16 protein-coding genes are annotated in these 18643 nt (G+C 35.2%); 5 read left to right on the forward strand and 11 right to left on the reverse strand.

Annotated features, from left to right (window positions below; genetic code table 11):
- Positions 1-11: 11 nt before the first annotated feature.
- Entirely contained in the window at positions 12-1784 is a 1773-nt protein-coding gene (locus tag JF259_RS13840) for a RagB/SusD family nutrient uptake outer membrane protein (RefSeq protein WP_199116034.1), read from the reverse strand.
- An 18-nt stretch (positions 1785-1802) separates the two neighbouring features.
- Positions 1803-5045 (reverse strand): SusC/RagA family TonB-linked outer membrane protein, encoded by a 3243-nt coding sequence (locus JF259_RS13845; protein WP_199116036.1) that lies wholly within the window; start codon positions 5043-5045, stop codon positions 1803-1805.
- A 198-nt stretch (positions 5046-5243) separates the two neighbouring features.
- Between JF259_RS13845 and JF259_RS13850 the strand changes: the two genes are divergently transcribed.
- Positions 5244-5870: a TetR family transcriptional regulator gene (locus JF259_RS13850; protein WP_199116037.1), complete on the forward strand. Its 627-nt coding sequence runs from the start codon at positions 5244-5246 to the stop codon at positions 5868-5870.
- Here JF259_RS13850 and JF259_RS13855 read toward each other — a convergent pair.
- The 7 genes from JF259_RS13855 to JF259_RS13885 are packed head-to-tail and all read right to left on the reverse strand — an operon-like array spanning position 5844 to position 12023.
- Complete coding sequence (locus tag JF259_RS13855; protein WP_199116038.1) at positions 5844-6089, reverse strand: CBU_0592 family membrane protein; 246 nt, start codon at positions 6087-6089, stop codon at positions 5844-5846. The two genes, JF259_RS13850 and JF259_RS13855, sit on opposite strands and share 27 nt — an antisense overlap.
- Positions 6090-6103: 14 nt before the next feature.
- Positions 6104-7039 carry a type II CAAX endopeptidase family protein gene (locus tag JF259_RS13860; RefSeq protein WP_199116039.1) on the reverse strand — a complete coding sequence of 312 codons (936 nt, stop codon included), beginning with the start codon at positions 7037-7039 and terminating at the stop codon, positions 6104-6106.
- A complete protein-coding gene (locus JF259_RS13865; RefSeq protein WP_199116040.1) occupies positions 7039-8076 on the reverse strand; it encodes an o-succinylbenzoate synthase in 1038 nt (345 codons plus the stop codon). The genes JF259_RS13860 and JF259_RS13865 overlap by 1 nt, the downstream gene beginning before the upstream one ends.
- The gene (locus tag JF259_RS13870) at positions 8077-8754 is read right to left on the reverse strand and encodes a metal-dependent hydrolase (RefSeq protein WP_199116041.1); all 678 of its coding nucleotides are present in this window, start codon (positions 8752-8754) and stop codon (positions 8077-8079) included. It abuts the gene before it with no gap.
- Positions 8755-8770: 16 nt separating this feature from the next.
- Entirely contained in the window at positions 8771-10264 is a 1494-nt protein-coding gene (locus JF259_RS13875; protein WP_199116042.1) for a hypothetical protein, read from the reverse strand.
- Between the two features lie 16 nt (positions 10265-10280).
- Positions 10281-11183, reverse strand: coding sequence for a 1,4-dihydroxy-2-naphthoate octaprenyltransferase (gene menA, locus JF259_RS13880; protein WP_199116043.1), 903 nt, complete (start codon positions 11181-11183; stop codon positions 10281-10283).
- Positions 11184-12023: a 1,4-dihydroxy-2-naphthoyl-CoA synthase gene (locus tag JF259_RS13885; protein ID WP_199116045.1), complete on the reverse strand. Its 840-nt coding sequence runs from the start codon at positions 12021-12023 to the stop codon at positions 11184-11186.
- 53 nt (positions 12024-12076) lie between these two features.
- On the opposite strand from JF259_RS13885, the gene JF259_RS13890 reads away from it, so the two are divergent.
- On the forward strand, positions 12077-13192 hold the full coding sequence (locus tag JF259_RS13890) for a C1 family peptidase (RefSeq protein WP_199116046.1): 1116 nt from the start codon (positions 12077-12079) through the stop codon (positions 13190-13192).
- Between the two features lie 288 nt (positions 13193-13480).
- On the opposite strand, the gene ung is transcribed toward JF259_RS13890, so the two are convergent.
- Positions 13481-14146, reverse strand: a complete 666-nt coding sequence (gene ung / locus JF259_RS13895; RefSeq protein ID WP_199116047.1) for a uracil-DNA glycosylase — start codon at positions 14144-14146, stop codon at positions 13481-13483.
- A gap of 65 nt (positions 14147-14211) precedes the next feature.
- On the opposite strand from ung, the gene JF259_RS13900 reads away from it, so the two are divergent.
- Entirely contained in the window at positions 14212-15708 is a 1497-nt protein-coding gene (locus JF259_RS13900; RefSeq protein ID WP_199116048.1) for a YfcC family protein, read from the forward strand.
- A gap of 181 nt (positions 15709-15889) precedes the next feature.
- On the opposite strand, the gene holA is transcribed toward JF259_RS13900, so the two are convergent.
- Complete coding sequence (gene holA / locus JF259_RS13905; RefSeq protein WP_199116050.1) at positions 15890-16894, reverse strand: DNA polymerase III subunit delta; 1005 nt, start codon at positions 16892-16894, stop codon at positions 15890-15892.
- A gap of 123 nt (positions 16895-17017) precedes the next feature.
- Here holA and JF259_RS13910 point away from each other — a divergent pair, with 123 nt between their 5' ends.
- Together JF259_RS13910 and JF259_RS13915 are read left to right on the forward strand one after the other, a co-directional pair.
- Complete coding sequence (locus tag JF259_RS13910; RefSeq protein WP_199116052.1) at positions 17018-17464, forward strand: type I restriction enzyme HsdR N-terminal domain-containing protein; 447 nt, start codon at positions 17018-17020, stop codon at positions 17462-17464.
- 125 nt (positions 17465-17589) lie between these two features.
- Complete coding sequence (locus JF259_RS13915) at positions 17590-18579, forward strand: glycosyltransferase family 2 protein (protein ID WP_199116054.1); 990 nt, start codon at positions 17590-17592, stop codon at positions 18577-18579.
- Positions 18580-18643 lie beyond the last annotated feature (64 nt).

Consider the following 18643-nt stretch of genomic DNA (forward strand, 5'->3'; position numbering starts at 1 on the left):
ATAGCAGTAGTTTACCACCCCATGATTTGAGTAAGATTTGGATTTAAATCAACTTGCTGTTGCGGAATAGGTCTATAATAATATTTAGGCTCTATAAATGTTCTAACAGTATTCTCTGTAACCATATTACCAGAAGTCCCTTCAGATAAGTAAATAGAAGCTCCTGCATCTCCAAAAGGCCCTGCTTTATAGTATATTAAATCTACTCCCAGGGAGTTTTGCTCTTTAGGAGAAGGAATATCTTCGCCACTGGCTATAATAGCAATATCGTCAACACCATCTCCATTCATATCGTAATTTCCTAAACCTGGGAAATACATGCCTACTGGTAAATTCTCAAATTCCTTTCCAGCTGCCCAGCGCATCATATCATCAAACCTAACACCTTCGGCTGCATATTCTACACGTCTTTCCCTTCTTATTTCATATATAACACCTTGATTACTCCCGGATACATTTGGAAACCGTGCAGCCATTACTGGATCTACATCACTGTTAGCTGCTACCATATCTAAGTCCGGAAGGCCTGCTCTAGTTCTTAAAAGGTTAATCGATGCATCCAAATCACCTTGAGCCAACTCACCTAGCTCGGCTTTTGCTTCGGCATAGGTCAATAGTGCTTCGGCATAACGATAAACGGCTACATCTACACCAGCTCCTTCTGTTGTATTATTATAGCCTTTAATTTGATGATAGCCTGTAAAATTTCGATTAAATTCAGAAATGTAAGGCGTTGAGCTTCCTGCTTGGATCCATCCTGGATAAACAAAGGTTTGTGACAACCTAGGATCTCTATCCTGAAACTCTTCAACATAAGTCATCGTATTAGCTCCAGATTGGTCTGTAAAACGTGTTCCATCAGTCATCAAATAGCTATTAATCAACGATTTTGATGGGCTTTGTTCGTAATTACCAAAGACTGTCCCATTTCCGCTAAATCGGTTCTTTTCTGTATCATACACATTAATCAATATAGCTTCTTGGATTGCTGTTAAATCTTCTGAACTAAATAAAGTATAATAATCTGTTTCAGGATTTCCTGTATTGTGTATAGAAAACTCACCTGAATCCATTAGTTCTTTGGCTGCATCCCTTGCTATTTGCAAGAAACGGTTCGCTGTACCTTCTAAGCTTAATTCTGGATGGTATTTTCTATAAGTCCCTTCGTACAAAGCTATCCTAGCTTGTAACATCACTGCTGCCCATTTGTGTATGTTTCCTAAAGCAACGTTTTCTCTAATATGCTCAGATGCAAATTGAATATCATTAATGATGCTATCTACCACAAGCGTACGTGAGTCTCTTGGCTTGTATAGGTCTTCATCTGTAGTCGATAGGGTTTTCCCATACCACGGCACATCCGAAAAGCGTTTTACCTTACTAAAATAAAATTGGGCTCTATAATACCTAGCTACCCCTTCATAGTGCCTTTTATCTTCTTCATTAATATCTGCTTTGTCAAAATTCTCTAAAAAGAAATTGATATTTCTAAGGTACGACCAGCTCCATCCGCCTCCAATATTCTCTGCTGTTGGTGTTCCCACCATCATATTCTTTATTTCAACAGCACCTGTGGTTGCCATATCATCAGTCCCTTGATCACTCAAAAACAACCCATATCCGGATAAAGAATGTAATCCATTTAAATACAGTTGTAAATGCTCCTCAGAAGTAAAATAATTCTCTTTTACAATCTGTGTTTGAGGAGGTGTCTCCAAAAAATCATCACTACAACCAACAAAGGCCAGCGTAACGATTAGTATTAATCCATATATATTTTTCATAATTTTCATTCTTTTCTATTAAAATGTAACATTTAAGCCCATGGAAAGTTTACGTTGAAACGGATAAGCATAACCTTCGGCTCCTGTAGCCTCAGGATCAACAAAACCTTTAATGTCCGACCACTCAAAAATATTCTCACCGGTAACAAAGAATCTTAATTTTGAAATGTGTAATTTATCTAACAATTTATCTGGCACAGAATACCCAACAGTTACATTTTTCAACCTTAAATAAGCAGCACTTAATAAGTACTTGGTATTAGGTATTGCTAAACCAGAACCATAGTTTCTATCAGCCAACCAACTCTGTAAAACTGGATATTCTACGTTGGTGGTATTTGCATTGGCTAATCCAGCATCGATATACGATTGCGAATGTTGTGCCATTAAAGCCGGACTATCATCTGTCGCACGATAAAAATTCAATAAATGTGGATATACATTGGCATAGGGTTGTTGGTAAGGCCCCCAGAACAAATAGTGTCTTGGATAGTAATCTCTTTTCCCTACACCTTGTAAAAACCCACTAACATCGAAGCCTTTCCACGATACATTTAAATTGAATCCATAGTTGTAACGTGGTGACGAGTTACCAATTAACTTTAAATCTTTTGGATCTAACTCCGAGTTACCTCTCAAAATCTTACCATCGCCATCCTGATCTACAAACTTAGGCCAGCCAGGCACAATGGTTAGCGCCCCCCAAGGTATGATAGCGGTCTCATCTAAGTTATCTATTTCTTCTTGATTTTTAAAGAAGCCATCACTTTCTAAGCCCCAAATTTCTCCTAATTTCTGACCTTCTCTCCATCCAGAAAACACCTTATTATCATTTTTGTATCTCGTAATGGTTGTTTGATTATCTGAGAAAACCAAAGAAGCACTAATTTCTAGAGGGCTTCCTGCAACATTGAAACTATCTGTATAATCTATAGTGGCTTCCCATCCTATTGTGCGTTGATCTGCTGAATTCTGTTGAGGAACTGATGTTCCCAATACAGCCGGCAATTCCACCCCTGGTTGTAATATGTCGTAAACGTTTCTGTAATAAGTAGCAAAGTCTGCTCTTAATAAATTATCAAAGAACCCAAACTCTACTCCAACATTTGTTGTCACAACACGCTCCCAAGTATAGTTGGTTGGATCGATATCCAACCCAGGAGCATATACTGCTTTAGGGTAATCTCCTCCAATAAGATAACCTGATTGTCCTTGTCCAAGTGGACTGTAATATCTATATAAGCCTGCATTTTGGTTTCCTAGTGATCCCCAAGACCCCTTAACCTTAAAATGGTTTACAGTTTTCTTTAGTGATTCGCTAAAGTTTTTACTAGCAATCCAAGCAGCCGATACTGATGGGAAGAACCCATAGCGCCCATACTCTGGGAATCGTGAAGAACCATCTCGTCTACCGTTAAATTCGAGTACAAGTTGTTCGTCATATATATAATTTAAACGTCCAAATATCCCTTGTACCGCCCAATCACTAAAACCATAACCTACCGTTTGGTCCCCAGAGGCTAATGCAATATTAGGAACCGAAGTAATTAAGCCTTCTCGCTGTGCCCAAAAATTCTCCCATTCATTAACTTCTTTATTATAACCTACGACCGCATTAAACTTGTGACTCCCTAAGGTTTTGTCGTATGTTGCATAGACATTGAGTACCGAATATTTATTGATTCCTATGCGCTCGTATGCGTAATCTGAGTTTTCATTTTCACGCACGTCGTTTGGCCCGTATCCAATTTGATACTTTGTTCCATCCCAGTGATCTTTATTATATTCCTTTTTAAAGGTATATTCACCTGTTAACTTCAGGTCTTTATTTAAAAAATATAAGTTTAACTTATTCGTTGTTTGTACCGTTGTATAATCAACTATTGTCTTTCCACCATCGATCATACGTGCTGCTGCTCTACCGGCATCTGTATTAGCCCAAGTACCATCAGGGTTCTTTGCTACATCGGTCGGTCTTAAATTATATACACTGGTTAAACCATAGGTAGGTGTTCTGCGCTCTGTTAAAGATAAAAACGTATTGTTCTCAAAGTCCATCCATTCATATGGTTCTACATTTACTTTAGAACGTAGGGCATCTCGCGTCCAATCATCTGTCGCTAAACGATTCAATCCATTTTCTTTTGTGTGATTGGCAGAGATGTAATAGCTAACAATATCCTTTGTTCCGCTAATCGATACATTATGATTTTCTGAATACGATACTTTATCAAAGAAGTAATCGTTCCAATTATTATCTCCCATATATTGCCAACGCGTTGGATTATTTGGATCTAATCTTACATTGGGCACGGTAGGATCATCCGATCGCGCTCTTGCCCAAGCATAGGTGTCTTCGTCATAACTTACATAGTTCCAAGGGGTATTACTGGTTGAAATATCCAACAATCTTGAGAAAATATAAGGATCTGTAATAGGGTTAGGTGTTACAGTTGGTTTCCCCCAAATAAAGGAATTGGAATAAGTTACTTTATTCTTCTTTCCTTTTTTGGTTGTTACCAATAACACCCCATAGGCTGCACGCGCTCCATAAATGGCTGCTGAAGAAGCATCCTTCAATACCGACATAGACTCCACATCATCTGGATTTAACCGCGTTAAATCTCCTGAGCTGGAAGGTACACCATCTATTACAATTAATGGACTACCCCCTGTGATTGAAGCAGCACCTCTAATATTAATGGATGCAGAACCACCCGGAGCTCCATTGGCAAAAGTTACATTTAGGTTTGCTACGGTTCCTTGTAAACTTTGTGACACATTCGCCGTAGGTCTGTCTTCCAATTTCTTCATGTCTACAGGCACAACAGCTCCCGAAATATTTTCTCGTTTTTGTGTACCAAAGCCTACCACCACTACTTCTTCCAAAGAATTAGAATCTACAGTAAGATTGATAATAAAATTGGACTTACCGCCTAAAGACACTTCTTGTGTCTTATACCCTACATAGGAAACTATTAATAGTTTATCATTTGAATCAGCTGTTAAAGAAAAGTTACCATCAAAATCGGTAGAAGTTCCTTTCGATGTTCCTTTAATTAATACTGTTGCACCCGGTAATGGTTCTTGTGTTTCTGCATCAACAACGGTTCCGGTTAAATTTCTTTCTTGAGCAAACACACTTGGGTTAATCATAAACACAAACAGTAAGGCTAATAAACTATCAGCTAATTTTCGTTTGTTTACAATACAACCCTTTGTTCTCTTGCTTGCAAGAATCAAAAAGTTTAATGTTTTCATTCGGTTTTTTTTAATTATTTGTTTGACTAGGTTAATTTGATGGCTGCTAATATATAAAAATATTTTTTGATTGAACAGTCAGTCAATTTAAATTATTATGTTATTTTTGTTAAATAATCATTAACTATGTCTTTGGTATGGTAAAAAGATCAAAAACCGTAAGGCAATACGTTAATAAAAATTAACTATGTTTGCATTATGGGTAGAAAAAGTTTAAAAAGTGTAAGACAAAAAGAGATAATATCTGCTTTCTACATTGTAGCTAAACAGGAAGGCTTAGAAAATACGTCGGTGGCCAAAGTGGCTAACGAAATGGGTATAAACACCAGTTTAATACTGCATTATTTTAAATCTAAGGATGCACTGTTATTTGGCTTGATACATTATATTTTAGAGAACTATAAGTCTCTTTACACTATAAACACTGATGAGAGTAGTGATGTTAAGCTGCTTCAAACAATTGATAATTTGTTTTCAAGAGATTGGAACAATTTAATTGATGATGGTGTTTTCTATAGCTGTTATACCCTTATTTTTAGGGATGACAATATTAAAACAGCTTTTAAAGACCTACATGATTCTCTAAGGGAATTTTTAGCAGAAATAATTGAAGATGCTAAAAAGGATGGCATCATAGATGTTACTGATTCAAAAGAAACTGCTGAGCTAATTTTTGTATTGGTTGAAGGTGCTTATTATTATCTATCGCTTTTTGATACTAATGATAAAACGTATATAGAGAAAACGGAACGCTACAAACAAGCGGCTTTACAAATGCTAAACTTTAAACAGAAACCTTCACCGTCTTCGCTTCTTAACAATTGATATCAATGCTACTACCCCAATGCACATCCACACCAAATTGGTGAACAAATTAGGCTTGTCTTTAGTATCGTAAGCACAAATTACAAGAAATAATCCTCCAAGCACATTCATTGCTTGATAGGTTATACTATTGTGCCTTAATTTATTGATGCTTAACAAAAAATAGGACACTAAGTACGAAGCAGCTCCAACCCAACCGATAAGTTCATAGTAATTCATAGGAATATTAGGTATTATTCTAAAGTTTTATACTCTTCACTACTTATTGGTTCAATCACTTTGCCAAATAATTTATCTTTCCAATTAGCCCATTTGTATTTTTTTGACATAATCAAAAGTATTAATGGATACACAACTAAAACAGGAACTATAATTTCAAGAACAGTATTTGTTGCTTGTTCTGCAGTATATTTGAAAATTGCATCTGTTTGCAATGCAGACCAGTCACTAGTTACCAAAAGTGCTGCCAAAAGGTTATTTCCTAAATGGAAGCCCAAAGCTAACTCTAGTCCATCATCCATTAGAGTCATAATGCCTAATAACAACCCTGTGCCGATATAAAACACCATGGTTATAAAACCTATTTCGGCAACTTCTGGATTTGCACTGTGAGCTATCCCAAAAAATACAGACGTTACAATTAACGGGAACCATTTATTCTTTACTAAATCGCCAATGTGTTGCATAAAATAGCCTCTAAACAAATATTCTTCGAGTCCAATTTGAAATGGAAAAAGCAACAAGCTAATAATTAACAAAATAGCAAACTTAACAGGTTGAAACTGCAACGCTATTTGAGAGGAATCAGATACATATGAAACTCCAAACAATATAAGCGTTATGACAACAATTAGGGAGAATGAAAAGAGAATTCGTCCCCAATCGACTTTTGACCTAGCGGTTGTAAGCGATAAGATACTCCTTTGATGAATATACTTCACAAAAACAAAAAGCAATCCTAATAAGAAAACAAAGGGCAAAAGGTTTACAATTAAAGATAAATTTGAAGGTATTGATTTCATTAAATCATAGGCTTTATCCAAATCCTCTTTAGAGGTAAACAAATACGCTATAAAATTTAATATAAATACTCCTGAAATTAGGATAGATGTTAAGATAAATATCCATAATTCCCTTTTTCCTTTATAAACTTGTTGTATATAATCCATTATAAATTAAAATTCCATTTTTTTAAATTATCATATCTCAATGTACCATTTTTGACTTGTAAAGGGCTTTCAAAATTATTGGTAAACAGTCCTCCCGTTCCAAGGCCTTGTGGCAATTTGCTTTGTTTTGTATAGGTATATTGTGCTATTGCATTAAGTCCAACATTACTTTCCAAAGCACTGGTTATCCACCAACCTATCTTATTTTCTTCTGCTATTGCGATCCACTCATTACTACCTTTAAACCCGCCTATTAAACTTGGTTTTAAAATGATGTACTGCGGCTTTATGGTTTGTAGTAATTCTCGCTTATTTGCTACTGGAAACACCCCTATTAACTCTTCATCTAATGCAATTGGTAAGGGGGTTGTTGCGCATAGTGCAGCCATCGCTTCCACTTGTCCCTGTTTTATGGGTTGTTCGATAGAATGCAAGTCCAATTCAGACAATCGCTTTAATTTTTCTAATGCTTCCGAAGCAGAAAATGCACCATTGGCATCTACGCGTATCTCTATTTCATTAGCAGGAAAGCTATCCCGGATGGACTTAATCAAATTGATTTCTGTATCGAAATCGATCGCACCAATCTTCATTTTAATACAGTTAAATCCAGAAGTAATTTTGTCTTCTATCTGCTGTTTCATAAAGGTATCATCACCCATCCAAATCAATCCGTTTATGGGAATGGCATCTTTACCTCTTGTAAAATTTGATGGAAATAATTCAAATGTATCCTGATTTTCTAATGACTTAAAGGCTACCTCCAATCCAAACTGGATACTGGGATATTCTATTAATTCGTTCAACAAATAATTTAAATCACAATTAATGTTATGGCAAGCCCATTGTAGTTTTTCTTCATAATCTGGTCTGTCATCAGCAGAGAGTCCTCTAAACAATCCACATTCACCAATCCCCTGCTTCCCTTTATAATTAAGTATAACAAACCACGTTTCCTTTGTTTTTAAAATACCCCGGGAGGTGCCACTGGCTTGCTTAAAATGTAATATATACTTTTTATAAGATGCTGTTATCATTTACAACTCTATAAAATCACCAATTTCCAATAGCATCAAGTCTTTGTCTTTTTCAAAAAATTTACGCTTTGCTACTTCATGGTCTATTTCTATATAACCGAAAGTATCAAAATGATAGCCTAATATTTTATCACATTGTATAAAATCACTTGCAACAATGGCATCGTCTATACCCATGGTAAAATTATCGCCAATAGGGAGAATGGCAAGGTCTAATTTAGTTTGTATGGGAATTAGTTTCATATCAAAGGTCAAAGCTGTATCGCCTGCGATATAAATGTTTTTATGTTCTCCCTTAATTACAAAGCCACCTGGTTGACCGCCATAGCTACCATCGGGAAATGAAGACGTATGGATGGCATTTACATATTTAACAGTACCAAATTCAAAATCCCATTGCCCTCCATGGTTCATAGGGTGTCCTTCAATGCCCTGTTTTTCAAAATGTGATACAATTTCAAAATTAGAAACAACAACAGCTCCTGTGCGCTTTGCAATAGTTTCCACATCCAGTATATGGTCTTGATGTGCATGTGTTACAAGGATATAATCGGATTTAAGTGAATTTATATCAATACCAGATGCTTTCGGATTCCCAGTAATAAAAGGGTCTACAAGAATATTAACATCGTTAACCTGTATTCCCAAACTTGCGTGACCATAAAATGTTATTTTCATGAGTTCGTTTGTTTTTTTATTCCAATATTAAAAATTTCTTTTCTAAACCTCCACTAATGGTTATAAAACGTTCTGCATTAAAGATACCATAAAATGGCAAATAATATTTATTCTTTTTATTATCTTGAATTTTATTATACTTTACATCTCCTGCTTCGTTATAAGTAATATCATAAAGGGCGGAAGACTCAAATAATCCCTTAGAAACTTTTACCCGACCATCTTCCTTTTCCTTTAAATTTTTACCCGAATTAAGTATTACATGTAGCTCTCCTTTTTTTACAAAAGCATTATATGATGGCGCTCCAGAACGTTTAAAAATACTTCTACCCCATTCTAAAGTCCCTTCAGTATTAAACTTTAAAACCAATATATCATCGTAATGGTAAACGGTTTGCCAATAACCGCCCCCGTTCATTCCTGTAGCAACATAAACATTTGTTACAAAAAATTCTTCTGCTAATAAATAGGTATTCCCTTGCTTATCATTTAAAACATAATCTATATAATAACTAGACAATTCTTTATCCTTCTTCTTTTCTGATGCGTCCTTACTATATAAATCTTTGTATACATCCTCTGGTAAGAAAACAGATTTGCTCTTGCTAACTTTAAGCATTTCTGTGTCGACATCATAGCGTAAAACACCTTTTATATTGTTTACCTTTTTCTCTGAATAAAATCCTAATAGTCTTAATTTACTCTCACTATTCGAAAAAACCAAGGACTTGATATGTTCATCTTGGTTAATTTCTACAACAGTTGACGCTACTACATCTTGAGTGACTTTATTCAAAACAAAGTCATAATTACTTTTTCCTTCTTTTTTTTGAGCCCTTCCTTCTTGATACAATTTCCCTAGAGAGAATACATTCGCAGCATTATCAATAAAAATATCGTTAGGTTCATAAAACTTCTTTGTATTCTCTTGATATGCTTTTGTGTAAACTATGGCTAAATCTGCTGAATTATAGACTCTAACGGTATAGGAATTTGAATGCTTTTTTACATTATCTGTTGAAATAACAAAATAAGCACCATCATTAGAAATTGCAAATCCTGTTTGACGCTTGTTAGCTCCAGAAAACAACTTCTGATTCCTTTCAACATCCGCTTTAAATAGTTCCGTTTTTGTATGAGTGCCGTTTTCAATATTAAACTCATAACAAAATAAAATGCGTTCTTTTTTTGAAGGAGCGAATACTGTAAAAACTTTCATAAAGCTACCATATGCCAACTGACCGCAATATTCTTCTTTTCGTTCTATTGCAACCAATTTATTTTGAACTCTATCTAACGATTCATTAAACACATCAAACATTAGGTTTCTGGAGCTATTTCTAACAACACCCAACAACCCTGATCCCGATTTATGCATTGTTATGACTTCACTAGATTTTACTTTATCATGAAATTCTAGACTCTCTAAAACGTTCAATCCCGTTTTATCTTGGGCAAAACTCCCAAAGATTACAACTAGAAAAATAAAAACTGGCAGTAGTTTTCTCATAAAATTTTATAACGTATTATAACAGATAGCCAATCCCCATTAAAACAGCCAGCAACACCGTTGTTAAAGCTAATTTCTTTAATTCCGGATCTAATCGTTTGGGTTCTGTATTGTGCTTTACAGTTAGAAGGTGCTTAACCAAAGGCATGTAAGCTATAACAAAAATTAAGTTATATGGCGATGTATAATATAAAACCCCAAATAACCCAGAAAGCACGATAGCCAAACCAACCAGTGCCTGGTGATATAACTTGGCATTCTTAGCCCCCAACCTAACCGCTAAAGTTATTTTATTGGATTTTTTATCGGATTCTATATCTCTCATGTTGTTTAAATTGAGTACTCCAGCACTTAAAAGCCCAATGGTACATGCCGGTAAAAACACAACATGGTCTATTGTCCTTGCATATAGCACATAACAACCAACAACACTAATTAACCCAAAAAATATAAAAACAAAAAGATCCCCCAGTCCTCTATAGCCATAAGCATTATGCCCCATAGTATATCGAATGGCGGCCACAACACAAGCAATGCCCAGTAAAAAGAATATTAAGGTTAAAAAAAAATGGCGCACCCCAAAAGCACAGAAAATAAGAAAAAATGCCAAACCTATAGATATTAGAACATTAATCTTAATGGCTTGAAACATACTTTCTGGTGATATCTTACCACTTTGTATGGCACGTTCGGGACCTATTCTATCGTCATTGTCGGTACCCTTTACACCGTCACCATAATCGTTTGCTAAATTAGATAGTATCTGTAAGCTTAAAGTAGTTAAAATAGCAAGAACAAAAATGTTCCATTTAAAAACACCGTTATATTCAGCAAAACATGAAGCTAAAATGATTCCGGAAATAGATAATGGTAGCGTTCTTAAACGCATTGTAGAAATCCAAAGAGAGAGTTGCTTCATTTATGGTATCCATTTTTTTTCAAAATTAGGCTTACGCTTTTCCAAAAAGGCATTTCGTCCCTCCTTAGCTTCATCGGTCATATAGGCTAATCTGGTAGCTTCACCTGCAAACACTTGCTGGCCAACCATGCCATCATCTGTTAAGTTCATGGCAAATTTCAACATTTTTATTGATGTTGGTGACTTCGCTAATATTTCCTGAGCCCATTGGTAAGCCGTTGCCTCCAATTCGTCATGGGGAATAACAGCATTTACCATACCCATTTCGTAAGCTTCTTGAGCAGAATAATTTCGGCCCAAGAAAAATATTTCCCTAGCTTTTTTCTGTCCGACCATTTTTGCCAGATAGGCAGAACCATAGCCGCCATCAAAACTTGTTACATCGGCATCAGTTTGCTTAAAAATAGCGTGCTCCTTACTGGCTAAAGTCAAATCGCATACCACATGCAAACTATGGCCACCTCCTACAGCCCAACCGGGCACCACAGCAATAACAGCCTTAGGCATAAAGCGTATTAAGCGCTGAACTTCTAAAATATTTAAGCGGTGGTATCCATCCTCCCCAACATAACCTTGATGCCCTCTGGCCTTTTGATCGCCGCCACTACAAAAAGAATAAACTCCATCTTTTGTTGAAGGCCCTTCTGCAGACAATAAAACTACCCCTATGTTTACATCCTCATTTGCATCGTAAAAAGCATCATACAATTCACTTGTTGTCTTTGGTCTAAAGGCATTTCTAACGTTTGGTCGGTTAAATGCTATTCTGGCAACACCATTACATTTTTTATATGTAATGTCTTCATATTCCTTAGCCGTTACCCAATTTGCTTGCTCCATTTTCTTTATTTTAGCCAAAAATAAATTTTATTTCATAAAATAGGGACTTCATCATGAAAAATAATATACTCTGTTATATTTTAGTTTGTATATCATTAGTATCCAATGCTCAATCCTATGAATTTAAAACAATCATAGATCTTGATGCGACCGAAGTTATTAGTCAAGGCAATACAGGAACCTGCTGGAGTTTTTCTACTTCTTCATTTTTAGAAAGTGAGATTATGCGACTTACAGGAAAGCACATAGATTTATCTGAAATGTATACTGTCCGCAATACCTACCCTAAAAAAGCCTGGAATTATGTAATGCGACAAGGCAAAGCCCAATTTAGTGAGGGCGGCTTAGCGCATGACGTTATAAACAGCGTTAGTCAACATGGATTAGTTCCTGATACTGCTTTTAAAGCCGTATTGGATGAAAAAGGCAGTTTTAACCATTCGAAACTAATTGATACACTAAAAATAACATTGAATCAGTTTATCAAGGCTCCCAAACAGTACAAATCAACTTGGCAACAAGATGTAACCAATATTTTAGACATTCAAGTTGGGGAAAACATAAGCAATTTTAATTATGATGGCATTTCATATACACCTATGTCCTTTTTAAAAATGACCAAAATAAATCCCGATGATTATATTAGCATAACTTCCTTTACCCACCAACCTTTTTACACTAATTTTATATTAAACATCCCAGACAATTTTTCGAATGGATCGTTTTATAATGTGCCACTTGATGATATGGTAAGTATTGTCAATAATGCATTAGAAAAGGGGTTTACTGTTGAACTGGACTGTGATGTAAGTGAAAAAACATTTTCTGCAAAATACGGATTAGCAATAATCCCAAATGACGGACAAGATTATTTACAGGCTTTAACTTCAATTTCTACCGAAAAAACAATTACACAAACATTAAGGCAAGAAGAATTTGAGAACTACAATACTACCGATGATCATTTAATGCACATTACTGGTTTATTAAAGGATCAAAACGGCACTACTTATTATAAAGTAAAAAACTCTTGGGGCAAAAACTCGAAACGTGTAGGCAATGATGGTTATATTTATATGAGTGTAGCTTATTTTAAATTAAAATCAATCTCTATAATGGTTCATAAAGATGCACTAAATAAGCACTTTAAAAGATGGTTACTTGACTAAAAACGCAGTCTATCTTATCATCTTGTAAGAAAAAAACGGTCAAATTCCTTGGCTTGTAGTATTTTATTTATTACTTTTGCAAAGCTATTAACCTTAACCGATGAAATATGCGTTTTAACCACATTAATTGTATTATAACGAATTAAACCCCAAAAACTATGTTATTAAAAATTACTATTTTTCTTTCGGTATTAGTAATTGTTAATTTGTTGCTCTTAAAATTTAGTTGCAACAAGACCAGTAAACCTAAAAGAGCCAGTAAAAAACCTGTTGTACTTAGACCCGAAATCACCATAAAACAGGCTGAAGGCCAGCTTGCACCAACAGGGAGTTAGTTTTACTGAAATGCTTATTACCAAACCAGTGCCCTTTGTTGGCACTTAGAGGTGAAGGGTGTCCAGATGCTAATATGTGATGCTTAGCTGTATCTATTAGCTTTACCTTTTTCTTTGCGTAACCTCCCCAAAGTAAGAAAACAATGTTTTCTTTTTCTTTACTTATAAGTTTAATAACAGCATCCGTAAAAGTCTCCCATCCTTTATTTTGATGACTTCCTGCCCGATGTGCCCGCACTGTTAATGTCGCATTTAACAGCAATACACCTTGGTCTGCCCATCGCATCAAATTACCACTCTCTGGATAAGGTATACCCATATCACTTTCTATTTCTTTAAAAATATTTTTAAGTGAGGGAGGATGTGCTATATCCTCTTTTACAGAAAAACACAAACCATTGGCTTGCCCCACGCCATGATACGGATCTTGACCGATAAGCACCACTTTTACATCCTCAAAACGACAATGTTTAAAAGCATTAAAAATTTCTTTTCTTGGAGGGTAACACGTATAAGCTCCATACTCTTGACTTATAAATCGTGTTAGGTCTTGAAAATAAGGCTTAATAAACTCAAACGCTAAATGATCTTTCCAACTTTCTTCTATCGCTACATCCATTTTTTATAATTTCTAAAAATCGAACTAAAATAATACTATCTTTAATCTTACAAAAATTGATACGATTGAAAAACTTAAAATTCCCGACCGCCCAAACAATACTATTATTAATTGCCGGCTTTGTTGCTCTTTTAACTTGGATCATTCCCGCTGGCAAATACCATACATTATCTTACAACAAAACTCAAAATACCTTTTCAAAAATAACCAGCGACGGCTCTTTTACACTTCCTGCCAGCCAAAAAACTTTGGATAGCTTACAAATAAAAATTCCTTTGGAAAAATTTACTAATGGCGATATATGGAAACCCATTAGCATTCCGCACACTTACAACCAACTAGAAGCTAACCCGCAAGGATTAGCATCCTTTATTAAATCCCCAATTAAAGGCATAATAGAAGCTGCTGACATTATCTTTTTAGTATTGATTATTGGTGGACTTATTGGCATTATGAACCATACTGGTGCCTTTGAAGCCGGTATAGCTTGGATTGCTAAAGTTTTAAAAGGAAGGGAATATTTGATTATAATTTCGGTTACTTTTTTAATCGCTATTGGTGGGACTACATTTGGACTAGCCGAAGAAACCATTGCTTTTTACCCAATTCTCATCCCCATATTTCTTGCGGCCAACTACGATGCCATGGTTGCTTTAGCTTCCATTTATATAGGCTCTAGTGTTGGCACCATGTGTTCAACAACAAATCCATTTAGCTCCATTATTGCTTCGGATGCTGCTGGCATAAACTGGACAACAGGGCTAAACTTTAGGTTGCTTATGCTTGTTTTGTGTACCACCATCTGCTTGTTCTACATTTTACGCTATGCCAGTCGCGTAAAAAAAACACCTAGTAAATCCATTATATATGACCAAAAGGAGGCCATTGAGCAACTTTTTGGCAATACAACACACTCGAGTCTTAAACTCTCAAACCGGTTACGCCTCATACTCTTTATTTTTATTATGTGCTTTGTGATTATGATCTATGGTGTTTCAAGTTTGGACTGGTGGTTTATTGAAATGACCAGCGTGTTTCTTGTTGGCGCGGTATTAATAGGTGGTATTGCAAAAATTAAAGAATTTTTATTTGTAGACATTTTCGTTAAAGGAGCCAGTGATCTATTGGGTGTAGCTTTAATCATTGGTATTGCCAGAGGGATTACTGTGCTAATGGATGACGGACTAATAAGTGACACCATATTGTATTACTCCAGTAACATTACAAATGGCATGAACAAAGGTGTCTTCACCAATGCCCTGCTGTTTGTTTTTGGCGGTCTTTCTTTCTTTATTCCTTCATCATCTGGTATGGCTGTATTAACAATGCCTATAATGGCACCATTAGCAGATGGGGTTGGTATTGGGCGCGAAATGATTGTAAACACCTACCAATATGGTATGGGGCTTTTTGCTTTTATAAACCCTACTGGGTTAATATTGGCATCGTTGGCCATAGTAAAAGTAGGTTTTGACAAATGGTTAAAGTTTGTAATGCCCTTAGTTATCATATTAACACTATTTACGATGCTAATGTTAACCATCTTTGCATATGCAAACTAAAGCGCTATACTCTTAGAGACTGTTTAAATTCCTCCTTTTGGTTTTGTTACGCCCCTTTCACCACTTTTCGTTATGAAAATCCTCATTTAGCGCTGCTAAACTCCTGTTTTAAAGCCTTAATTGGCAAAAAAATGACCTATAGCAAATTTCAAAAACGAATTTTAAACAGTCTCTTAGAAGCTTAAGCTAAAATTTTAACTAATAATTCCTTTAACAAATCTCCTTGGGGTACGGCATTGGATCCAACTCCTTTGCTCTTAACGTCAAATTCACGTAATATAGCCACCACTTCACTCACCTTTCGCATTGGATAGTTACGAGCTGCCAAAATGTATTCATTCACAAAATAGGGATTAATCTTTAATGCTGATGCTACACTTCGTGGGGATTTATCCTCTAAACCATGAAAATGAAGTAATTGGGAAAAAAAATTGAATAGCAACGAAACAGTAACGACCATTGGGTTGTCCTTAGGGTTGTCTGCAAAATATTTTACAATTTGATAAGCCTTTACTGCATTTCTCTCCCCTACGGCTTTACGTAATTCAAAATTATTGAAATCTTTACTAATACCAATATTCTGCTCAATAAGCTCTGGGGTTATCTGGCTTCCTTTTGGTAAAATAATCTGCAACTTTTCTAGCTCATTGTTTATTTTACTCAAATTGGTACCCAAAAACTCAACCAACATCTGCGCTGCTTTTGGCGTAATACTATAGTCTTTGGGTGACAACACCCGACGAATCCAATCGGCTACCTGATTTTCGTAAAGCTTTTTGCTTTCATAAACAACACCTGTTTTTTTTAATGTCTTATATAGGGTTTTTCGCTTATCTATGCTTTTATACTTGTAGTTAACAACCAAAACAGTTGAAGGTTGCGGATTGGCTACATAATCGGCCAATTTTTCAATGGTACGTGATAAATCCTGAGCTTCTTTTACCACGACCACCTGATACTCTGCCATCATTGGATACCGCTTTGCGTTACTAACAATATCATCGATAGTTATATCACGCCCATATAAAACCATTTGGTTGAATCCCTTTTCTTCCTCAGCCAACACATTATCTTCAATAAAATCCGAGATCTTATCAATGTAATAAGGTTCTTCCCCCATTAAAAAGTAAATGGGCTTTAAATTTCTGTTCTTTATGTCTGTAACTAATTGCTTTACTTCGTCCAAGATTCTTTAACATTTCAAAATAATTAACCCAAAAATCCAACAGCTAAACTAAGCTTTTAAAATTTGAGTTTTGTATGTTTATACTTTGTGACTTAACTTTGAAAACTATTATACGAGCAATACATGCAAGACCTTAACTTTCCAAAGTTTTCGTTCCGATTCAAAAGTAGCGAAAATAAAATTTCTATTTTTGATAGTATACGTAAAAAGTTTGTCATTTTACAACCCGAAGAATGGGTAAGACAACACTGCTTACATTATTTAATGCATGTAAAAAGCGTTCCAAAATCCCTTATAAATGTTGAAAAAGAGTTGGTTGTAAACGACTTAAAAAAGCGCTACGACATTGTTGTTTTTAACCCCAATGGTACAATTCATTTAATAATAGAATGTAAAGCCCCCAATATAACCATAAGCCAAAATACTTTTGATCAAATTGCACGTTACAACCTGGTTTTAAATGCAGATTACTTAATGGTTACCAATGGATTCAATCATTACTATTGTCAAATGGATTTCAAAGCCGAACGCTATATATTTTTGAAAGATATCCCTAATTACAAATTATGAAATGAGCATAAACAAATTTCATCATTGCATACCCACCAACATGATTAAATTTTTTATGCGAATTCCTGAATGTGCAGAAATTTTTAGTTTCTTCATTTTTCAGAAAACTATAAAATTTTAAACAGATGAAAATTGCCATTGTTATACTTAATTGGAACGGTAAAGCACTTTTAGAACAATTTTTACCATCCGTTATATCGCATTCAAAACAAGCGGATATCTATGTTGCAGATAATGCTTCTACTGATGACTCCATTAACTTTATAAAGCGTACATATCCCAACATAAAAATCATTAAAAACACGGTTAACGGTGGTTACGCAAAGGGTTATAACGACGCTTTAAAATGTATAGAAGCTGATATTTTTTGCTTATTGAATAGCGATGTAGAAGTGACCGAGAATTGGCTCCCTCCTATTTTGGAAATATTTAAAGAAGAATCCAGCACTGCTATTATTCAACCTAAGATTTTAGACTATAAGAGAAAGGATTATTTTGAATACGCTGGAGCCGCAGGAGGATTTATAGATAAATATGGGTATCCATATTGTAGGGGACGTATTTTTAACACCATTGAAAAGGACAATGGGCAGTACAATGATACAACGGAGATATTTTGGGCTTCAGGTGCTTGCTTATTTATTAGAAGCCATGTGTTTTTTAAGTTGAATGGATTCGATGAGCGATTCTTTGCCCATATGGAAGAGATAGACCTATGTTGGCGTGCTAAACATCTAGGATATACTATTAAATACGTTGGATTGTCTACCATTTATCATGTTGGTGGTGCGACACTTAATGCGTCAAACCCCCAAAAGACCTATCTCAACTTTAGAAACAGTTTATTTATGCTAACAAAAAATGTACACGGTAATATATTGGCTTTAATTATCATGAGATTGGCTATAGACGGATTGGCAGGCATTAAATTTCTCTTAGAACTAAAGCTTAAGCATACCTTTGCCATTGTTAAGGCACATTTCAATTTCTATAAAAATGTAAGTATTTTTTTAAAACAACGGAAAAATATTCAAAAAGATTTGAATTATTATCAAATTACATCGATTGCCTTCGATTATTTCGTAAAAAAGAACTCCTTTTACAAAAGTTTTTAAATAGTTATTAAAAATTTCCTTAAGTGTACTAAATTAAACGGTTTTTTACATACTTTTGTGCAAA

Origin of the sequence: Snuella sedimenti, assembly GCF_016428595.1 — a bacterium.
GTDB lineage: Bacteria > Bacteroidota > Bacteroidia > Flavobacteriales > Flavobacteriaceae > Snuella > Snuella sedimenti.

Excerpts from the sequence above, each read along its gene's own strand:
- JF259_RS13890 (WP_199116046.1), top strand. The coding sequence starts at position 12,077 with ATGAAAAATAATATACTCTGTTATATTTTAGTTTGTATATCATTAGTA.
- ung (WP_199116047.1), bottom strand. The coding sequence starts at position 14,146 with ATGGATGTAGCGATAGAAGAAAGTTGGAAAGATCATTTAGCGTTTGAG.
- JF259_RS13865 (WP_199116040.1), bottom strand. The coding sequence starts at position 8,076 with ATGATAACAGCATCTTATAAAAAGTATATATTACATTTTAAGCAAGCC.
- JF259_RS13855 (WP_199116038.1), bottom strand. The coding sequence starts at position 6,089 with ATGAATTACTATGAACTTATCGGTTGGGTTGGAGCTGCTTCGTACTTA.
- JF259_RS13860 (WP_199116039.1), bottom strand. The coding sequence starts at position 7,039 with ATGGATTATATACAACAAGTTTATAAAGGAAAAAGGGAATTATGGATA.
- JF259_RS13870 (WP_199116041.1), bottom strand. The coding sequence starts at position 8,754 with ATGAAAATAACATTTTATGGTCACGCAAGTTTGGGAATACAGGTTAAC.
- menA (WP_199116043.1), bottom strand. The coding sequence starts at position 11,183 with ATGAAGCAACTCTCTCTTTGGATTTCTACAATGCGTTTAAGAACGCTA.
- JF259_RS13845 (WP_199116036.1), bottom strand. The coding sequence starts at position 5,045 with ATGAAAACATTAAACTTTTTGATTCTTGCAAGCAAGAGAACAAAGGGT.
- JF259_RS13910 (WP_199116052.1), top strand. The coding sequence starts at position 17,018 with ATGCAAGACCTTAACTTTCCAAAGTTTTCGTTCCGATTCAAAAGTAGC.
- JF259_RS13875 (WP_199116042.1), bottom strand. The coding sequence starts at position 10,264 with ATGAGAAAACTACTGCCAGTTTTTATTTTTCTAGTTGTAATCTTTGGG.
- JF259_RS13850 (WP_199116037.1), top strand. The coding sequence starts at position 5,244 with ATGGGTAGAAAAAGTTTAAAAAGTGTAAGACAAAAAGAGATAATATCT.
- JF259_RS13840 (WP_199116034.1), bottom strand. The coding sequence starts at position 1,784 with ATGAAAAATATATATGGATTAATACTAATCGTTACGCTGGCCTTTGTT.
- JF259_RS13915 (WP_199116054.1), top strand. The coding sequence starts at position 17,590 with ATGAAAATTGCCATTGTTATACTTAATTGGAACGGTAAAGCACTTTTA.
- JF259_RS13885 (WP_199116045.1), bottom strand. The coding sequence starts at position 12,023 with ATGGAGCAAGCAAATTGGGTAACGGCTAAGGAATATGAAGACATTACA.